The following is a 16,273-nucleotide window of genomic DNA, read 5'->3' on the forward strand; positions in this document are numbered from 1 at the left end:
AAACCAGCCGCCAAGCCAGCTGCTAAACCTGCTGCTGCAAAACCGGCCGCCAAGCCAGCCGCTAAACCTGCTGCTGCGAAACCGGCCGCCAAGCCAGTAGCTAAACCCGCCGTTGCCAAACCCGCTGCAGCAAAACCAGCACCGGCCAAACCAGCCACCCCAGCGGCTACCCCGGCAGCCTCCACTGCTCCAGCCGCAACCGCCAGCAGCACGCCTGCTCCGGTAGCGCCAAGCACGACCCCAACCAGCGCTTCCTAAGTGCTGGCAGCCACGGCGCGCAGCAGTTGCAGCGCGTCGTGGTCAAGGTTGGCGGCTTCGGTCGCCAAGCCTTCAAGCCATCTGTGCTGACCTTCCTCCGTCGGCCATGCCTGCGCCGCTGCCTCCAGGCGCGTCAGTAATTCCCGCTCCGCATCCAACTCCAGGGCTTTGACCCGCTCCCGCAACTTCTCCAAAACCTCATCCTGCTGCGCGATGGCGCGCCATTGCACACGCACTTGCCGTAATGGCTCGATGACCTGTGCCTGCCAGGGGCTGGCGACGTGTCTGAGCGCCTGCAGACGTTCGGGTGTCTGCGCTACACCCCGTTGCTCCAGCCAGGCGCCACACAGCAACAGGCATACATCCGCCCCTTGTTCCTGCAAGCGCAGGCAGGCGGCTTCGCAGCCCGAGCGGGCGTAAGTCGAAAGGGCAAAGCTCCACAGGTCAGCGTACATATTCACACCCAAGCCAGCGGCCAACGAAGCTGGTAGACTCCGCCGCCATTATGATCCGACTTCAAAGCCTAACATTACAGCGTGGCCCGCAACGTCTTCTCGAAGACGCCGAGCTGACCCTGCACGCCGGTCACAAAGCCGGCCTGATCGGTGCCAACGGCGCCGGCAAATCCACGTTGTTCGCCCTGTTGTTGGGTGAACTGACCCCGGACTCCGGGGATTGCCTGCTGCCGGCCGACTGGCGCATCGCCCACATGCGCCAGGAGATCGACACCCTGGACCGCATCGCGATCGACTACGTGCTCGATGGCGATCTGCGCCTGCGCCAGGTGCAGCACGACCTCGCCGAGGCCGAGAAGGCCCAGGACGGCGCCGCCCTGGCGCGCCTGCACTCGGAGCTCGACAGCGCCGACGGTTATACCGCCGACGCCCGTGCCCGCAAGATGCTCGCCGGCCTTGGCTTTACCAACGAACAGATGGACCGCCCGGTCGCCGACTTCTCCGGTGGCTGGCGCATGCGCCTGAACCTGGCCCAGGCGCTGATGTGCCCTTCGGACCTTTTGCTGCTCGATGAGCCGACCAACCACTTGGACCTTGATGCGATCCTGTGGCTGGAAGACTTCCTCAAGAGCTACCAGGGCACCTTGCTGCTGATTTCCCACGACCGGGACTTCCTCGACGCCGTGGTCGACAACATCGCCCACGTCGAACAGAAGAAGATCACCCTCTACCGTGGCGGCTACACCGCGTTCGAACGTGCCCGTGCCGAGCGCCTGGCTCAGCAGCAGCAGGCCTACGAGAAGCAACAGGCGCAACGTGCGCACATGGAAAGCTACATCGCCCGGTTCAAGGCCCAGGCCACCAAGGCCCGCCAGGCCCAGAGCCGGATCAAGGCGCTGGAGCGCATGGAAGAATTGTCGGCCGCTCACGTCGACTCGCCGTTCGACTTCGTGTTCCGCGAGTCGGTGAAGATCTCCAGCCCGCTGTTGGACCTCTCGGATGCGCGCCTGGGTTACGGCGATAAAACCATCCTGGAGAAGGTCAAGCTGCAGCTCACGCCGGGCGCACGCATTGGCCTGTTGGGCCCCAACGGCGCGGGCAAGTCGACGCTGATCAAGAACCTGTCGGGCGAGCTCTCGCCCCTGGCAGGTCGCCTCACCCGTGGCGAGAACACGGTGGTGGGTTACTTTGCCCAGCATCAGTTGGACTCGCTCGACTCCAAGGCCAGCCCGTTGCTGCACCTGCAGCGCCTGGCGCCGACCGAGCGCGAGCAGACGCTGCGCGACTTCCTTGGTGGTTTCGACTTCCGTGGCGCACGCATCGATGAGCCGGTGCTGAACTTCTCCGGCGGCGAAAAGGCCCGCCTGGCCCTGGCGTTGATCGCCTGGGACCGTCCGAACCTGCTGTTGCTCGACGAACCGACCAACCACCTGGACCTGGAAATGCGCCTGGCGTTGACCATGGCCCTGCAGGAATTCAGTGGTGCGGTGTTGGTGGTGTCTCACGATCGCCACTTGCTCAAGAGCACCACCGACAACTTCCTGTTGGTGGCTGACGGCAAAGTCGAAGAGTTCGACGGTGACCTCGACGACTACGCGCGCTGGTTGACCGACTACCGCCTGCGCAATGCGCCGGTCAGCAACACACCGGTCAACCCGGACAAGACCGACAAGAAAGCTCAGCGCCAGGCCGCTGCTGCGCTGCGCCAACAGCTGGCGCCGCACAAGCGTGAAGCCGACAAGCTGGAGGCCGAGTTGGGCAAGGTGCACGAGCGCCTGGCCAAGATCGAGACCAGCCTGGGTGACAGCGCGGTGTACGAAGCCGCCCGCAAGGACGAGTTGCGTGACCTGCTGGCCGAACAGGCCAAGCTCAAGGTGCGCGAGGGGCAGTTGGAGGAAACCTGGATGGAAGCCCTCGAACTGCTCGAAACCTTGCAAGCGGAGCTGGAGGCGCTGTCCTGATGGAAGCCCTGCAACTGCCGCTGCCGGCGCAATGGGTGGAACCGGTGTGGATCGGCGTGCAGATCCTGCTGATCCTGCTGGCCGGTTACCTGGCCCAGCGTTTTGTCGCCAAGGGCCTGACCCGCCTGGGTGAGCGCTACCCGTTCCCACCGCAACTGCTGATGCCGCTGCGTGGCGGCTTGCGCTGGTTGATCATGGGCAGTGCGCTGATCTTCGTGCTGGGCCGACTGGGCGTGTCTGCCACGGTGTTGTGGACAGCATTGTCGGGGTTTGTGGCGGTGGCGGCGGTGGCGTTCTTCGCCATGTGGTCGGTGCTGTCGAATCTGCTGTGCGCCATTCTGATCTTCACAGTCGGGCCGTTTCGCCTGGGCGACATCGTCGAGTTGGTGGATACCGTCGATAAGCCGGGCGTCAAGGGCCGGGTCGTGGCGATCAACTTGCTGTACACCACGCTGATCGAAGTCGCGGAAGCCGGTACCGACAGTGCCATGGTGCAAGTGCCCAACAGCCTGTTCTTCCAGCGTTCGGTACGGCGTTGGCCAGGTAACCACGTGTTCCCGGGCGACCGCTAGCATTCACATCTTGTAAAAATCTATAGCCAGCCTTTGGTCGGCGGAGTTAGCTTAGGGCATCACAGCAAACTCCCTCCTGAGGTGTGTAATGGCACTCGATACGTGGCTGGCCTTTTTCGTGGCCAGTTGGATCATCTCCCTTTCTCCTGGTGCGGGCGCCATCGCTTCGATGTCCAGCGGCCTGCAATACGGTTTCCTGCGCGGTTACTGGAACGCCATCGGCCTGCAACTGGGCCTGGCGATGCAGATTGCCGTTGTGGCCGGCGGGTTGGGTGCCATTTTGGCAGCGTCGTCTACCGCGTTCTATGCGATCAAATGGTTCGGTGTGGCGTACCTGGTGTACCTGGCCATCAAGCAGTGGCGCGCCTTGCCCATGGACATGACCGATGACGCCGCCGTGCGCCCGATCGGCAAACCGATGGCGATGATGTTCCGTGGTTTCCTGGTCAACGCCAGCAACCCCAAGGCATTGGTGTTCATGCTGGCAGTGCTGCCGCAGTTCGTGAACCCGCAGGCACCGCTGCTGATCCAGTACCTGATCCTGGGCGCGACGATGATCACCGTGGATATGATCGTGATGGCGGGCTATACCGGGCTGGCGTCGAAGGTATTGCGCCTGTTGCGCACGCCAAAACAGCAAAAACGCATGAACCGCACGTTTGCCGGGTTGTTTGTAGGGGCGGCGGGTTTCCTCGCCAGCTTGCATCGCGCCACGGCCTGACCTGGCGGAACCGAATCAAAACTGTGGGAGCTGGCTTGCCTGCGATAGCGGTGTATCAGATACACCGCTATCGCAGGCAAGCCAGCTCCCACATTGATTTGTGTTAGCCGACCTATGGAGTTTCAGCGCAGGATTTTCGGCGCCTCATCCCTTGGCAGGTTGTTGCGCAACGCCGGCTTGCCTGGGTCTTGGTACCCACCACCCAACTGCTCCGCCAACTGACGCGCCACATCTTCGCCCAGCGCTTTCGACACTTCCTTCACAACACGCGGCCGGTTCAGGCTCACGCGCACGTCACGGCTGTTCACCAACTTGGTGTCCTGGCCTTCACCCATGGCGGTGAACGCCGAGGTGATCTCGTAGGTGCGCGTATTGATCAGGCTGAAATCCGCTACCAGCGTCAGGCCCAGCACCGCCGAGTAGCTGTTGGTGCGGTCGATGGCGTTGATGTCCTGGGTGAAGTCGATGTCCGATAGCGTGCCGAACAGCACGTAGTCAGCCCCCTTGAAGTGCCCGGCCTTGATGCGCTTGATCACGTCGTAGACGTCACCCTTGGCATCGGCGGTGTAGGGCGTGCCTTGCACCAGCTGGAACTGGCGGGACTTGAGGATCTCGCCCTTGATGTCACCGCTGAACTTACGCAGCTCGGTCTGCTCGATGTAGCTGGTACGGCTCTCGTACTCGCTGTAGTTCGAGGCACCGCTGGCGTTGTAGGCACTCGCCTGGTAGTTGTTGCTCGCCGAAACCTGGTGGATGTACTCCTCGACCCGCGCCTCGTAGGCCAGGTCGGTCACCGCGATCTTCGGGGCGGCCTCGGCGCCAAAGGCGCACAGCAGGCCGATCATGCCGATCCATGCACGCATTGCTTAGCGCTCCGTGGTCTTGCGGATTTCTTTCTCGTCCATCCATTCGGCCAGGCCGCTCTCGACGTCGATCAGCTGCAGGCTGAACTTGTAGAACACGTCCTTGTAGTCCGAGCTGCGCTTGACGATGGAGCTGATGGAGCCTTCAAGGCGGTACTTGGCGGCAACCATGTTGCCGGTCTTGCTGACGGTGGATTTCTTGTACAGGCCGCTCTGGTTCTGCAGCTTGAGCTGGTCGACCTGGCTCTGCATGTCGGTATTGTCGCTGGCGAAGCGCGCGGTGCCGGTCTTCATCAACTGGGTCTTGATCGACGTGGTGATCTCGCGGGTATCGATGTACTCGCTGGTCTTGTTCTTCACGTCATACACCTGCACCACCGGGCGGCCTTGCAAGATGCCGGACTGGGCCAGGGAACGGGTCATGCTTTCGGCGATCATCTGCAAGTCGGTGGAACCGAACTCGTTGGTCACCGTTTCCACGGCCTTGGTGTCACCGTAGCTGATGTTCTTGCTGCCCAGTACAGGCGAGGTATTGGAGCAGCCGCTGGCCAGCAGGGCAATGACAGCGAGCATCGAGAAGCGTGCAAACATGGGGAATTCTCTCTGAAACGAAAAAGGGGAACGGCTCAAGGCGTCTTGACTTCAAGGCGGAAGTCCGCCGCCTGGGGCAGGTTGGCAATGGCCGGCAGGAAGGTCGCCTGGTTGGCGTACAGGTTCAGCACTTTCCAGGTTTCTTCGTCGCCCACCGGGAAGCCATCGGCGCCCAGCCAGGCGAAGCGGTAATACATCGTCTGGTTGCTGCTGGTGATGTTGCTCAACTGCACCTTGGCGGTAAGGAAGCCGTTCTCGCGTGCAACGCGGATGGCGCCGACGGCGATACCCTTGAACTTGCCCATCACCACGATTTTGCTCGCAGCGCTGCCGGGCTCCGGTGGCGGCGGGGTGGCGCAGCCGGCGAGCAGGACCAGCGCCAGGGCGCCGAGGATGAAATGACGCATAGCGTGCTCCTTAAGGTTGCTTGAGTGTGGCGATGGCCTGGGGCGTGCTGCTTGGTACGACATGGGCGGCGAGGCCCCCGGCGAATACCTGGTTGCCGACCACGCGCAAGGTGATCACCTGGTAGCGCTGATCGGCCTTGACCGTCACCAGCGTGCCGCCCAGGGCATTGGGCAGGCTGACCTGATGCTCGCCGTGCTTGAGGCGCAGGCGGGTCACCTGGGTCATGTCCGGCAAGGTGCGCCAGGTACGGGTGTCGGCGCCCTCGGTGACGGCCGAGGCGATGCCCAGCACCAGGCCGGCCATGGGGTTGGTCTTGTTCAGGTTGTTTTGCGCCACGCCACGGCTGACCGCACGCACCGTGGTGCGCAGGATGATGCCTGGCATGTCATCGCGCAGGGCGCGGCGGGACATGGCGGTGGTGCTGTTGAGTGCCGTGAGGTTCTGCTGTTTACCGTCGACGCCAATCTGGGCGAAGGTCGCGGTAGAGGTGTCGGCCTTGATCACCGGGAACGACAGCGGCGTGATCACCAGATGGCCGTCGATAGGAATCGGCAGTGGCAGGCGAATGGAGTCACGCGCCGGTGCCAGGCCGCTCTGGACCACGATCAACACATCGGTTTCATCGGCCTCGACCTTGGACTTGTCCAGGTCCAGCAACGCCTGCTCCAGCAGCGGGGTGTTGGGGCGCAGCTCGGCAGCCTTGCGGTAACCAGGGGCGGCCAGGTCTTTTTCGCCGAGGGCTTCGTAGACAAAGCCGGCCAGGTAATGGCTGAACGCACTCTGGTAGCTGTTTTTCAGGCCAACCACGTCTGGCGCGTTCAAGGCTTCCACCGGGTAGCCACTCAGGTCTTTCATCTGGGTGGTCACGCCTTCGCGCTGGGCTTCGTCCTCGCGCTTGAGGTATTCCTTGTCGCGCAGGTCGGCGATCACCGCTTCGCGTTCGTGGGTCTTCTTGATTTCGGTGCGGGCACCGTCGAAGTCGTTCAGGGCCAGGAGGTTCAGGGCCATCTGGGTGGTCAGCATGACCTTTTCGTAGTCATAGCCTTCGTAGCGACGCACCTTGTCGTTGACCAGGAAACTGCCGAACTGGGCGAGGTACTTCTCGCTGTCGAACTTGACGGACTCTTCCCACTTGTAGACTTGCAGGTCGGCGCTGCGCCACGCGGTCTGGCTGCCGGTCAGGTCGCCCTTGGCCCGCAACAACTCACCCTTTTCGAAGAAATAGAGCAGGTCCTTGTCTTCGCCGGTGTTGTTCTTTTCCAGTAGGGTCAGGGCGCCGTCGACATTGCCGGTGGCCAATTGCTGGTTGGTGGCTTGCAGCTCGGTGTCGTAGCTGCGGAACATTGAACAGCCGGAGAGCAAGGTAACCGCCACGAGCGCGAGCGGAGGTAAGGCGCGAAATGCCATGTAACTTCTTCCCTGAAAGTATTCAGCCGGTGAGGTGATTCCTCATAAAAACGAGGAACGAAATTCCCTTTCGCACTAACAGGGCGCGGCATTATAAGCGCCATTACTGGCAAAACAATGGCTTATTGATGTGATTCAATCCACAAAATGCCAGCATCACATTTCTAAAAAAGCCCCAGCCTTCCAAACGCCAATTCACTAACGCCTTGAGTCAAACCCTTTAAGGTTTGACAATGTGTTACTTCGTATTTCCCTTTGAGATTCATTCATGACTGCCCCCTTTCGCTTTCTCGCCTGGCTGCTGCTGCCGGCGCTGATGTCGTGCAGCTTCAGCCTGTTGGCCGCTACCGCTGAGGGCGCCCCGCAAGCCCTGCATTTGCTGGATTACATTGGTGCCGACTACCCGCCAACGGTGGAGGCGGGCAAGGTTATCGACGAATCCGAATACCGTGAACAGGTCGAGTTTCTCGGGGTGTTGCAGGGCCTGGTGGCAGAACTGCCACAGAGGCCAGAGCGTGAGGCGTTGATCAAAGGCGTCGACGAATTGTTAGCCGCTGTAACTGCCCACGAAGATGGCGCTGCTGTCGCTCGCCAAGCCCGTCAGCTGGGCGCCAAGCTGGCCGTGGCGTATGAAGTCAGCCAGGCCCCGGCGATCACGCCTGACCCGACTCGGGGTGCACCGCTCTACGCCCAGCATTGCTCGGTGTGCCACGGCACGGCCGGTGCCGGTGATGGCCCGGCGGGCATGGGCATGACCCCGCCACCCGCCAACCTGCGTGATGCCACGCGCCTGGATCGCCTGAGCCTCTATGCGATTTACAACACCCTTGGGCTGGGCGTTGAAGGCACTGACATGCCGTCGTTCGCCGACCAGCTGGACGACCGCCAGCGCTGGGACCTGGCCACCTACATCGCCGGTTTTACCGCCGACCCGGCGGCGGCCAAGAGCGAGCAGCCGTTCAACCTCGCTGACCTGGCGCGCCAGACCCCCAATGAAGTGCTCGCCGCCAACGGCCCCGGTGCGGCGGCGACATTCCGCGCCCAGCGTGCCCAGCCGCCGCAGGTCAAACGTGGCCCGGCGCAGTTGCTGGACTACACCGCGACCACCTTGGACAAGAGCCTCGCCGCGTTCCGCAACGGTGACCACGAGCAGGCGTATGACCTGTCCGTCGCAGCCTACCTGGAAGGCTTCGAGCTGGTGGAAAGCTCTTTGGACAACGTCGACGCCAACGTCCGCAAGGACACTGAGAAGGCCTTGATGGCTTACCGGCAGTCGTTGCAGGACGGGTTGCCGGTCGAACAGGTGCAACAGCGCCTGGACGTGGCCAAGGGCAAGCTCACCGAGTCGGCCGGCTTGCTGGGCAGCGATGGTCTGAGTTGGTCGCTGAGCTACATCTCTGGCTTGCTGATCCTGCTGCGCGAAGGCCTGGAAGCGATCCTGGTGCTGGCGGCGATCCTCGCGTTCCTGCGTAACACCGGCCAGCAATCGGCGGTGCGCAGCGTCAACGCGGGCTGGGGCCTGGCATTGCTGGCCGGCTTGGCCACCTGGGCATTGGCGGCGTATGTGATTGACGTGAGCGGTGCGCAGCGTGAGTTGCTCGAAGGCTGCACGGCGCTGTTCGCCAGTGTGATGGTGTTGTGGCTGGGGGTGTGGATGCACGACCGACGCCATGCCGCGGCCTGGCAGGATTACATCAAGAGCAGCCTGGTGGGCGGCGGCGGTCGCTTCGGTTTTGCGATGCTGGCGTTCTTCTCGGTGTACCGCGAGTTGTTCGAAGTGATCCTGTTCTACGAAACCCTGTGGCTGCAAGCCGGGCCCGCCGGGCACAACGCGGTGCTGGCGGGCGGTGCCACGGCGCTGGTGCTGCTGGTGGGCCTGGCCTGGGTGATCCTGCGCGGTTCGGCGAAGTTGCCGTTGGCGCTGTTCTTCGGCATCAACGCGGCGCTGCTGTGTGCGTTGTCGGTGGTGTTTGCCGGGCATGGCGTGAAGGCGTTGCAAGAGGCCGGCATCTTCGGTACGCGGCCGGTGCCGTTCTTTGACTTCGACTGGCTGGGTATTCACGCCGACGCTTACTCGCTGAGTGCGCAGGCGCTGGCGATCCTGGCGATTGTGGTGCTGTATGGTCGCAGTCGGTTGGCCGAGAAACGCCGCGTTACCGCTTGAACGAACGCGGTCAAAAAATGTGGGAGCGGCGGTGCGACGATTCGACTTGCTCGCGAATACGGAGTGTCAGTCGATGCATTCATCAACGGATAGACCGCTTTCGCGAGCAAGTCGAATCGTCGCACCGCCGCTCCTACACTGGATCTATGTTGTTAATGAGAAGGTGGATGGATGCGCGTATGGATCGATGCCGATGCCTGTCCTCGGGCGGCCAAGGACCAGGTGGTCAAGTTCGCCCTCAAGCGCCAGTTCGACGTGGTGCTGGTGGCGGGGCAGAGCCAGATCAAGCCGAGCTTCTCGTGCGTAAAGCTGATCGTGGTGCCCAGCGGGCCGGATGCGGCGGACGATTACCTGGTGGAACACGCGGTGCCCGGTGAGTTGGTGATCTGCAGCGATGTGCCCCTGGCTGACCGTCTGGTAAAGAAGGGCGTAGCGGCCCTCGACCCACGGGGCAAGGAATTCAGCCCGGCGAACATGAGTGAGCGGCTGGCGGTGCGCAACCTGTTCACCGACCTGCGCGAACAGGGCCAGATGGGCGGTGGGCCAGCACCCCATGGCGACAAGGACAAGCAGGCCTTCGCCAATGCCCTGGACCGTCTACTCACACGGCTGATGCGCCAACCCTGACTGGGCCACTGACGCGCCACCCCTTGTAGTGAGCGGGCTTGCCCCGCGCCGCGGTGTGTCAGGTAAGCGTGAGGCGCCTGGTATACCGCGGCGCGGGGCAAGCCCGCTCACTACGTTCAATGGGATGCTCAGTCGTTCTCGTGAGTGAGTTCGAGCACCCGGTCCACCAGCTTGTTGATGCCTGACGCCACTTCGCTGATGTTCTTGCCCAGCATGTAGGCCGGCGTGCTCACCAGCTTGCGCGCCTTGTCTTCCACGATGTCTTCGACGGCGCACTCCTGGTGGGTGGCGCCCATCTTGTCCAGGGCGGCTGCCGTGTCGGCGCAGTTGCCGATGGTGCAGGTCACGCCCGGGCCGTAGATCTTCGCGGCCAGCGCCGGCGAGATGCAGATCAGCCCCACTGGCTTGCCCGCTTCGGCAAACGCTTCGGCCAGCTCCAGTACCTGCGGGTTGACGCTGCACGCGGCGCCTTGCACGGCAAAGTTGGACAGGTTCTTGGCTGCGCCAAAGCCACCGGGCACGATCAGCGCATCAAACGCTTCGGCATTGGCTTCGCGAAGATCTTTCACGTCACCTCGGGCGATCCGCGCGGATTCGACCAGCACGTTGCGCGACTCGGGCATCTCTTCACCGGTGAGGTGGTTGATCACGTGCAGTTGCGCAATATCGGGGGCAAAACATTGGACCTGAGCGCCACGCTGGTCCAGGCGCAGCAAGGTGATCACGCTTTCGTGGATCTCTGCGCCGTCGTAAACGCCGCAGCCGGAAAGGATCACTGCAATCTTTTTGCTCATGGGCATTTCTCCTGGGGTCATGGCGTTAAATGTCTACTAATTTGTCATCTGTTGCCAATGGGATCTCGCGCCGCTGCACCTAATCTTGATGTAACAAAAATAGACCGGACCAGACCATGGACTTCGTGCCTTACGCGGTACCGTTTTTCATCGCCTTGATCGTGGTGGAGCTGCTTGTCGACCATTGGCGCGGTGAGCGCAACTACCGGGTGGCGGACGCCATCAACAGCCTCAGCACCGGCGTGCTGTCCACCACCACGGGTTTGTTGACCAAAGGGGTAGGGATTCTGACCTACGCCTTCGCGCTCAAGCACCTGGCGCTCTTCGAATTGCCAGCCCAAAGCGTGTGGACCTGGGTGTTCGCCTTTGTGTTCTACGACTTCTGCTACTACTGGCTGCACCGCATGGGCCATGAGCGCAATATCCTGTGGGCCGCGCACTCGGTGCATCACCAGAGTGAGGACTACAACCTCAGCACCGCACTGCGCCAGACCAGCACCGGCTTTCTGCTGAGCTGGATCTTCTACCTGCCGCTGGCCGTGGTCGGCGTGCCACTGGTGGTGTTTATCAGCGTCGCGTCGCTCAACCTGCTGTACCAATTCTGGGTACACACCCGTCACGTGCCCAAACTCGGTTGGTACGAGTGGTTCTTCGTCACGCCGTCCAATCATCGGGCCCACCATGCACAGAACGCTCTCTACATGGATCGCAACTACGGCGGGGTGTTCATTATTTGGGACCGGCTGTTCGGTTCCTTCCAGGAGGAGGACGACAACGAGCCGGTGATTTTCGGCGTGACCACGCCCCTGGCCAGCTGGAACCCGCTGTGGGCCAACCTGCAGTTTTATGCACAGCTGTGGAGTGACGCGCGGCGTACAGAAAGTTGGTGGGACAAACTGCGCATCTGGTTCATGCGCACCGGCTGGCGCCCGGCGGATGTGAAGGCCAAGTACCCGATGGCCAAGCCGGACCTGAGCCAGTTCCGCAAATTCGAGGTGCCGCTGGATGTGCGCCAACAGGTGTACATCGCCCTGCAATTTGCCGCGTATGTGGGGTTTGGCAGCTATCTGATGAATTTTGGCGAGGGGTTGCCCACTGCGGCGCTGATCCTGGGTTGGAGCGTGATGGCGTTGGGGCTGTTTACCCTGGGCGTGGCGCTGGAGAATCGCCCCTGGGCCCTGAAGGCCGAGCTGGTGCGCCTGGCACTGAATGTACCGCTGGTATGGCTGGCGCCGCTGGTGGGGCTATGGCCGGCCAGCAACCTGGGCTGGCTGGGCCTGGTGAGCTACAGCCTGCTCAGTGTGATCGGCCTCTACTGCTGCAGAAGCCGACTTACTCGACTGGCGTCTTAGGCGCTTCTACCGAGGCCTGCCCGGCCGCGAGCCGGGCCTTGGCGTCGGCACAGGCCTCGCGGGCGATGCGCGCGTTCTTGACCCGGCGGCGCAGCCACAGGCCGAAGCCCAGTACCAGCAACGCGCCGAGCACCCACAGCTCGTATTTCTTGATGCTGCCCAGCATCCCTTCCAGCACGGCGCCGAAGTGATACGCCGCAGCCCCCAATGCCACCGCCCAGATCGCGGCGCCAATGCCGTTGAGGATCAGGTAGCGCAGCGGCGGATAGCCGGAAAGGCCGATCGCCACGGGCATGACCGTGCGCAATCCGTAGACGAAGCGAAAGCTCAGCACCCAGATATCCGGGTGCTTGCGGATATGCTCCAGAGCCTTGTCACCCATCAATTGCCAGCGCGGCTTGCGCGCCAGCAGCTTGCGGCCGTGCTTGCGGCCCATGTAATACCAAAGCTGATCGCCGGCGTAGCTGCCGAAAAAGGCAACGACCACCACCAGGTTGATATCCATGTAGCCACGGAACGCCAGGAAGCCTGCGAGAACCAGGATGGTCTCGCCTTCAAAGAAGGTGCCCAGGAAGAGCGCAAAGTAGCCGAAGTCATGCAGAAATTGTTGAAGCATGGTCTGGGGTGCTGGCGAAATGAACGCGCAGCCTACGCCTTCGTGAACATTCATGAAAGTATCGAGATGTGTCACGAAGTGAACAATTCCTACATAAACGACGAATGCGACTACAGGTCGCATCGATAAGCACAACTGTCATTCCTTCGTCATAATGGCCGCTTATAACTGCAACGCTCGCCCGTAAACGCGGGCTCAGGAGTCTGTCGTGAGCTTTACCCCTGCCAATCGCCTGTTCCCCGCCACCCGTCTGCGCCGCAATCGTCGTGATGATTTTTCTCGCCGCCTCGTACGTGAAAATGTACTGACGACGAATGATCTGATCCTGCCGGTGTTTGTGCTCGACGGTGAAAACCGGCGCGAAGCGGTGGCCTCGATGCCGGGTGTGGAGCGCTTGACCATCGATCAGTTGTTGATCGAAGCGGCCGGTTGGGTCGCACTGGGAATTCCAGCGCTGGCGCTGTTTCCGGTGACGCCGTCTGAACTCAAATCACTCGATGCCGCTGAAGCCTGGAACCCTGAGGGTATTGCCCAGCGCGCCACCCGCGCCCTGCGCGAGCGTTTTCCGGAGCTGGGGGTGATCACCGACGTGGCGCTGGACCCGTTCACCACCCACGGCCAGGATGGCATTCTTGACGAAGACGGCTATGTTCAGAACGACATCACCGTCGACGCGCTGGTCAAGCAAGCCTTGTCCCATGCCGCTGCAGGCGCCCAGGTGGTTGCACCGTCGGACATGATGGACGGCCGCATCCAGGCGATTCGTGAAGCCCTGGAACTGGCTGGCCACGTCAATGTGCGGATCATGGCCTATTCGGCCAAGTACGCCAGTGCCTATTACGGCCCGTTCCGCGATGCGGTGGGCTCGGCGCTGAACCTGGGCAAGGCCAACAAGGCCTCGTACCAGATGGACCCGGCCAACAGCCAGGAAGCCCTGCACGAAGTGGCGGCCGATTTGGCCGAAGGCGCCGACATGGTGATGGTCAAGCCCGGGATGCCCTACCTGGACATCCTTTACCGGGTCAAAGAGGAATTCAAAGTGCCGACCTTTGTCTATCAGGTCAGCGGTGAATACGCCATGCACATGGCCGCGATCCAGAATGGTTGGTTGAGTGAAGGGGTGATCCTCGAATCCCTGACTGCCTTTAAACGTGCTGGCGCTGATGGCATTCTGACCTACTTCGCCGCCCGCGCTGCCCAATTGCTTAGAGAGCAACAATAGCCCTCACAGGAACACTCGATGAATACCGAAGGACTCTCCGAAGTTGCTGTAAAAGACGCTCACCCGGTGGTTGAACAAGTCACCGAGACCCCGCCGGAGCTGGAGCCCGCACCGCCCGCCGTGGTGGCCGAGCCGCCTGTGCCGGCCCCGGTGGCCGCCGTCACCAACCTGGATGACAGCAGCCTGTACATCCACCGCGAGCTGTCACAACTGCAATTCAACATCCGCGTGCTGGAACAAGCGCTGGATGAGTCCTACCCGTTGCTGGAACGGCTCAAGTTCCTGCTGATCTTCTCCAGCAACCTGGACGAGTTCTTCGAGATCCGCGTGGCCGGCCTCAAGAAGCAGATCACTTTCGCCCGTGAGCAAGCCGGCGCAGACGGCCTGCAACCCCACCAGGCGCTGGCACGCATCAGCGAGCTGGTGCACGGCCATGTGGACCGCCAGTACGCGATCCTCAACGACATCCTGCTGCCGGAACTGGAAAAACATCAGGTCCGCTTCATCCGTCGCCGCCACTGGACCACCAAGATCAAGACGTGGGTGCGCCGCTACTTCCGCGACGAGATCGCACCGATCATCACCCCGATCGGCCTCGACCCGACGCACCCGTTCCCGTTGCTGGTGAACAAGAGCCTCAACTTCATCGTCGAGCTGGAAGGTATCGACGCCTTCGGCCGCGATTCCGGCCTGGCGATCATACCGGCGCCACGCTTGCTGCCACGGATCATCAAGGTACCTGAAGAGGTGGGTGGCCCTGGCGACAACTATGTATTCCTGTCGTCGATGATCCATGCACACGCCGATGACCTGTTCCAAGGCATGAAGGTCAAGGGCTGCTACCAGTTCCGCCTGACCCGTAACGCCGACCTGGCGCTGGACTCCGAAGATGTCGAAGACTTGGCCCGTGCCCTGCGCGGCGAGCTGTTCTCGCGCCGTTACGGCGATGCGGTGCGCCTGGAAGTGGCGGACACCTGCCCGAAACACCTCTCGGACTACCTGCTCAAGCAGTTCAACCTGGGCGAGACCGAGCTGTACCAGGTCAACGGCCCGGTGAACCTGACGCGCCTGTTCAGCATCACCGGCCTGGACAGCCACCCCGAGCTGCAGTACACCCCGTTCACCCCGCAGATCCCGAAACTGCTGCAAAACAGCGAGAACATCTTCAGCGTGGTGAGCAAGCAGGACATCTTGCTGTTGCACCCATTCGAGTCCTTCACCCCGGTGGTCGACCTGCTGCGCCAGGCTGCCAAGGACCCGCACGTGTTGGCCGTACGCCAGACCCTGTACCGCTCCGGTGCCAACTCGGAAATCGTCGATGCCTTGGTTGACGCTGCGCGTAACGGCAAGGAAGTCACCGCGGTGATCGAACTGCGTGCGCGGTTCGACGAAGAGTCCAACCTGCAATTGGCCAGCCGCCTGCAAGCGGCGGGTGCGGTGGTGATCTACGGTGTGGTCGGCTTCAAGACCCACGCCAAGATGATGCTGATTCTGCGTCGCGAAGCCGGCGAGATCGTGCGTTACGCCCACTTGGGCACCGGCAACTACCACGCCGGCAACGCCAAGCTCTACACCGACTACAGCCTGCTGACTTCCGACGACGCCTTGTGCGAAGACGTCGGCAAGTTGTTCAGCCAGCTGATCGGCATGGGCAAGACCTTGCGCATGAAGAAGCTGCTGCACGCGCCGTTCACCCTCAAGAAGGGCATGCTCGACATGATTGCCCGCGAAACCCAGTTCGCCCTCGACGGCAAGCCGGCGCACATCATTGCCAAGTTCAACTCGCTGACCGATCCGAAGATCATCCGCGCGCTGTACAAGGCCAGCCAGTCCGGCGTGCGCATTGACCTGGTGGTGCGTGGCATGTGCTGCCTGCGCCCGGGCATCGTCGGTGTGTCGCACAACATCCATGTGCGTTCCATCATCGGCCGCTTCCTGGAGCACACGCGAGTGTTCTACTTCCTCAACGGTGGCGAAGAGCAGATGTTCCTCTCCAGCGCCGACTGGATGGAGCGCAACCTCGATAAGCGGGTAGAGACCTGCTTCCCGGTGGAGGGCAAGAAGCTGATCATGCGCGTCAAGAAGGAGCTGGAAAGCTACCTCACCGACAACACCCACAGTTGGAGCCTGCAGTCGGACGGCCGCTACGTGCGCAACACGCCAACCGGCAACCAGAACCCGCGCAGTGCGCAGGCGACGTTGCTGGAGAAGTTGGGTAGCCCGATTCTGTCGGTGAACTGACAGCAGGCCTTTGTAGTGAGC

At 62.1% G+C, this 16,273-nt stretch carries 16 protein-coding genes; 9 read left to right on the forward strand and 7 right to left on the reverse strand.

Annotated elements, in window-relative coordinates; translation table 11 throughout:
* Positions 1–258: hypothetical protein (locus HX803_RS33100; protein WP_372339903.1), on the forward strand; the 258-nt coding region annotated here is incomplete at its 5' end.
* Here the strand turns inward: HX803_RS33100 and HX803_RS07910 are convergent.
* Complete coding sequence (locus tag HX803_RS07910; protein WP_178919925.1) at positions 255–713, reverse strand: TIGR02444 family protein; 459 nt, start codon at positions 711–713, stop codon at positions 255–257. The genes HX803_RS33100 and HX803_RS07910 overlap by 4 nt on opposite strands.
* Before the next feature lie 50 nt (positions 714–763).
* On the opposite strand from HX803_RS07910, the gene HX803_RS07915 reads away from it, so the two are divergent.
* The 3 genes from HX803_RS07915 to HX803_RS07925 all read left to right on the forward strand — a co-directional run bounded on the left by HX803_RS07915 (position 764) and on the right by HX803_RS07925 (position 3,967).
* Entirely contained in the window at positions 764–2,674 is a 1,911-nt protein-coding gene (locus HX803_RS07915; RefSeq protein ID WP_178919926.1) for an ATP-binding cassette domain-containing protein, read from the forward strand.
* The gene (locus HX803_RS07920; protein ID WP_178919927.1) at positions 2,674–3,246 is read left to right on the forward strand and encodes a mechanosensitive ion channel family protein; all 573 of its coding nucleotides are present in this window, start codon (positions 2,674–2,676) and stop codon (positions 3,244–3,246) included. The genes HX803_RS07915 and HX803_RS07920 overlap by 1 nt, the downstream gene beginning before the upstream one ends.
* An 88-nt stretch (positions 3,247–3,334) precedes the next feature.
* Positions 3,335–3,967, forward strand: a complete 633-nt coding sequence (locus HX803_RS07925; protein ID WP_178919928.1) for a LysE family transporter — start codon at positions 3,335–3,337, stop codon at positions 3,965–3,967.
* 122 nt (positions 3,968–4,089) lie between these two features.
* Here HX803_RS07925 and HX803_RS07930 read toward each other — a convergent pair whose 3' ends face one another.
* From HX803_RS07930 to HX803_RS07945, 4 genes are read right to left on the reverse strand one after another with little or no spacing between them, the layout of a single operon-like run.
* Positions 4,090–4,830, reverse strand: coding sequence for a penicillin-binding protein activator LpoB (locus tag HX803_RS07930; RefSeq protein ID WP_176996891.1), 741 nt, complete (start codon positions 4,828–4,830; stop codon positions 4,090–4,092).
* A gap of 3 nt (positions 4,831–4,833) precedes the next feature.
* Entirely contained in the window at positions 4,834–5,421 is a 588-nt protein-coding gene (lpoB, locus tag HX803_RS07935; RefSeq protein WP_178919929.1) for a penicillin-binding protein activator LpoB, read from the reverse strand.
* Between the two features lie 35 nt (positions 5,422–5,456).
* Positions 5,457–5,828, reverse strand: a complete 372-nt coding sequence (locus HX803_RS07940; RefSeq protein WP_038844227.1) for a YcfL family protein — start codon at positions 5,826–5,828, stop codon at positions 5,457–5,459.
* Between the two features lie 10 nt (positions 5,829–5,838).
* Entirely contained in the window at positions 5,839–7,236 is a 1,398-nt protein-coding gene (locus tag HX803_RS07945; protein WP_178919930.1) for a COG3014 family protein, read from the reverse strand.
* A 268-nt stretch (positions 7,237–7,504) separates the two neighbouring features.
* On the opposite strand from HX803_RS07945, the gene HX803_RS07950 reads away from it, so the two are divergent.
* Both HX803_RS07950 and HX803_RS07955 read left to right on the forward strand, forming a co-directional pair.
* On the forward strand, positions 7,505–9,400 hold the full coding sequence (locus tag HX803_RS07950) for a cytochrome c/FTR1 family iron permease (protein WP_178919931.1): 1,896 nt from the start codon (positions 7,505–7,507) through the stop codon (positions 9,398–9,400).
* 171 nt (positions 9,401–9,571) lie between these two features.
* Entirely contained in the window at positions 9,572–10,027 is a 456-nt protein-coding gene (locus HX803_RS07955) for a YaiI/YqxD family protein (RefSeq protein WP_178919932.1), read from the forward strand.
* Positions 10,028–10,155: 128 nt separating this feature from the next.
* Here HX803_RS07955 and elbB read toward each other — a convergent pair whose 3' ends face one another.
* Positions 10,156–10,821, reverse strand: a complete 666-nt coding sequence (gene elbB, locus HX803_RS07960) for an isoprenoid biosynthesis glyoxalase ElbB (protein WP_178919933.1) — start codon at positions 10,819–10,821, stop codon at positions 10,156–10,158.
* A gap of 116 nt (positions 10,822–10,937) precedes the next feature.
* Here elbB and HX803_RS07965 point away from each other — a divergent pair, with 116 nt between their 5' ends.
* Positions 10,938–12,173: a sterol desaturase family protein gene (locus HX803_RS07965; protein ID WP_178919934.1), complete on the forward strand. Its 1,236-nt coding sequence runs from the start codon at positions 10,938–10,940 to the stop codon at positions 12,171–12,173.
* On the opposite strand, the gene HX803_RS07970 is transcribed toward HX803_RS07965, so the two are convergent.
* Positions 12,154–12,789, reverse strand: coding sequence for a DedA family protein (locus tag HX803_RS07970; protein WP_178920097.1), 636 nt, complete (start codon positions 12,787–12,789; stop codon positions 12,154–12,156). The genes HX803_RS07965 and HX803_RS07970 overlap by 20 nt on opposite strands.
* 208 nt (positions 12,790–12,997) lie before the next feature.
* Between HX803_RS07970 and hemB the strand changes: the two genes are divergently transcribed.
* Positions 12,998–14,011: a porphobilinogen synthase gene (gene hemB, locus HX803_RS07975; RefSeq protein WP_178919935.1), complete on the forward strand. Its 1,014-nt coding sequence runs from the start codon at positions 12,998–13,000 to the stop codon at positions 14,009–14,011.
* Positions 14,012–14,029: 18 nt separating this feature from the next.
* Complete coding sequence (gene ppk1, locus HX803_RS07980; RefSeq protein ID WP_176996883.1) at positions 14,030–16,252, forward strand: polyphosphate kinase 1; 2,223 nt, start codon at positions 14,030–14,032, stop codon at positions 16,250–16,252.
* Positions 16,253–16,273: the final 21 nt, after the last annotated feature.

Source organism: Pseudomonas sp. P7548 (genome assembly GCF_013386585.1).
In the GTDB taxonomy this organism is placed as follows: domain Bacteria; phylum Pseudomonadota; class Gammaproteobacteria; order Pseudomonadales; family Pseudomonadaceae; genus Aquipseudomonas.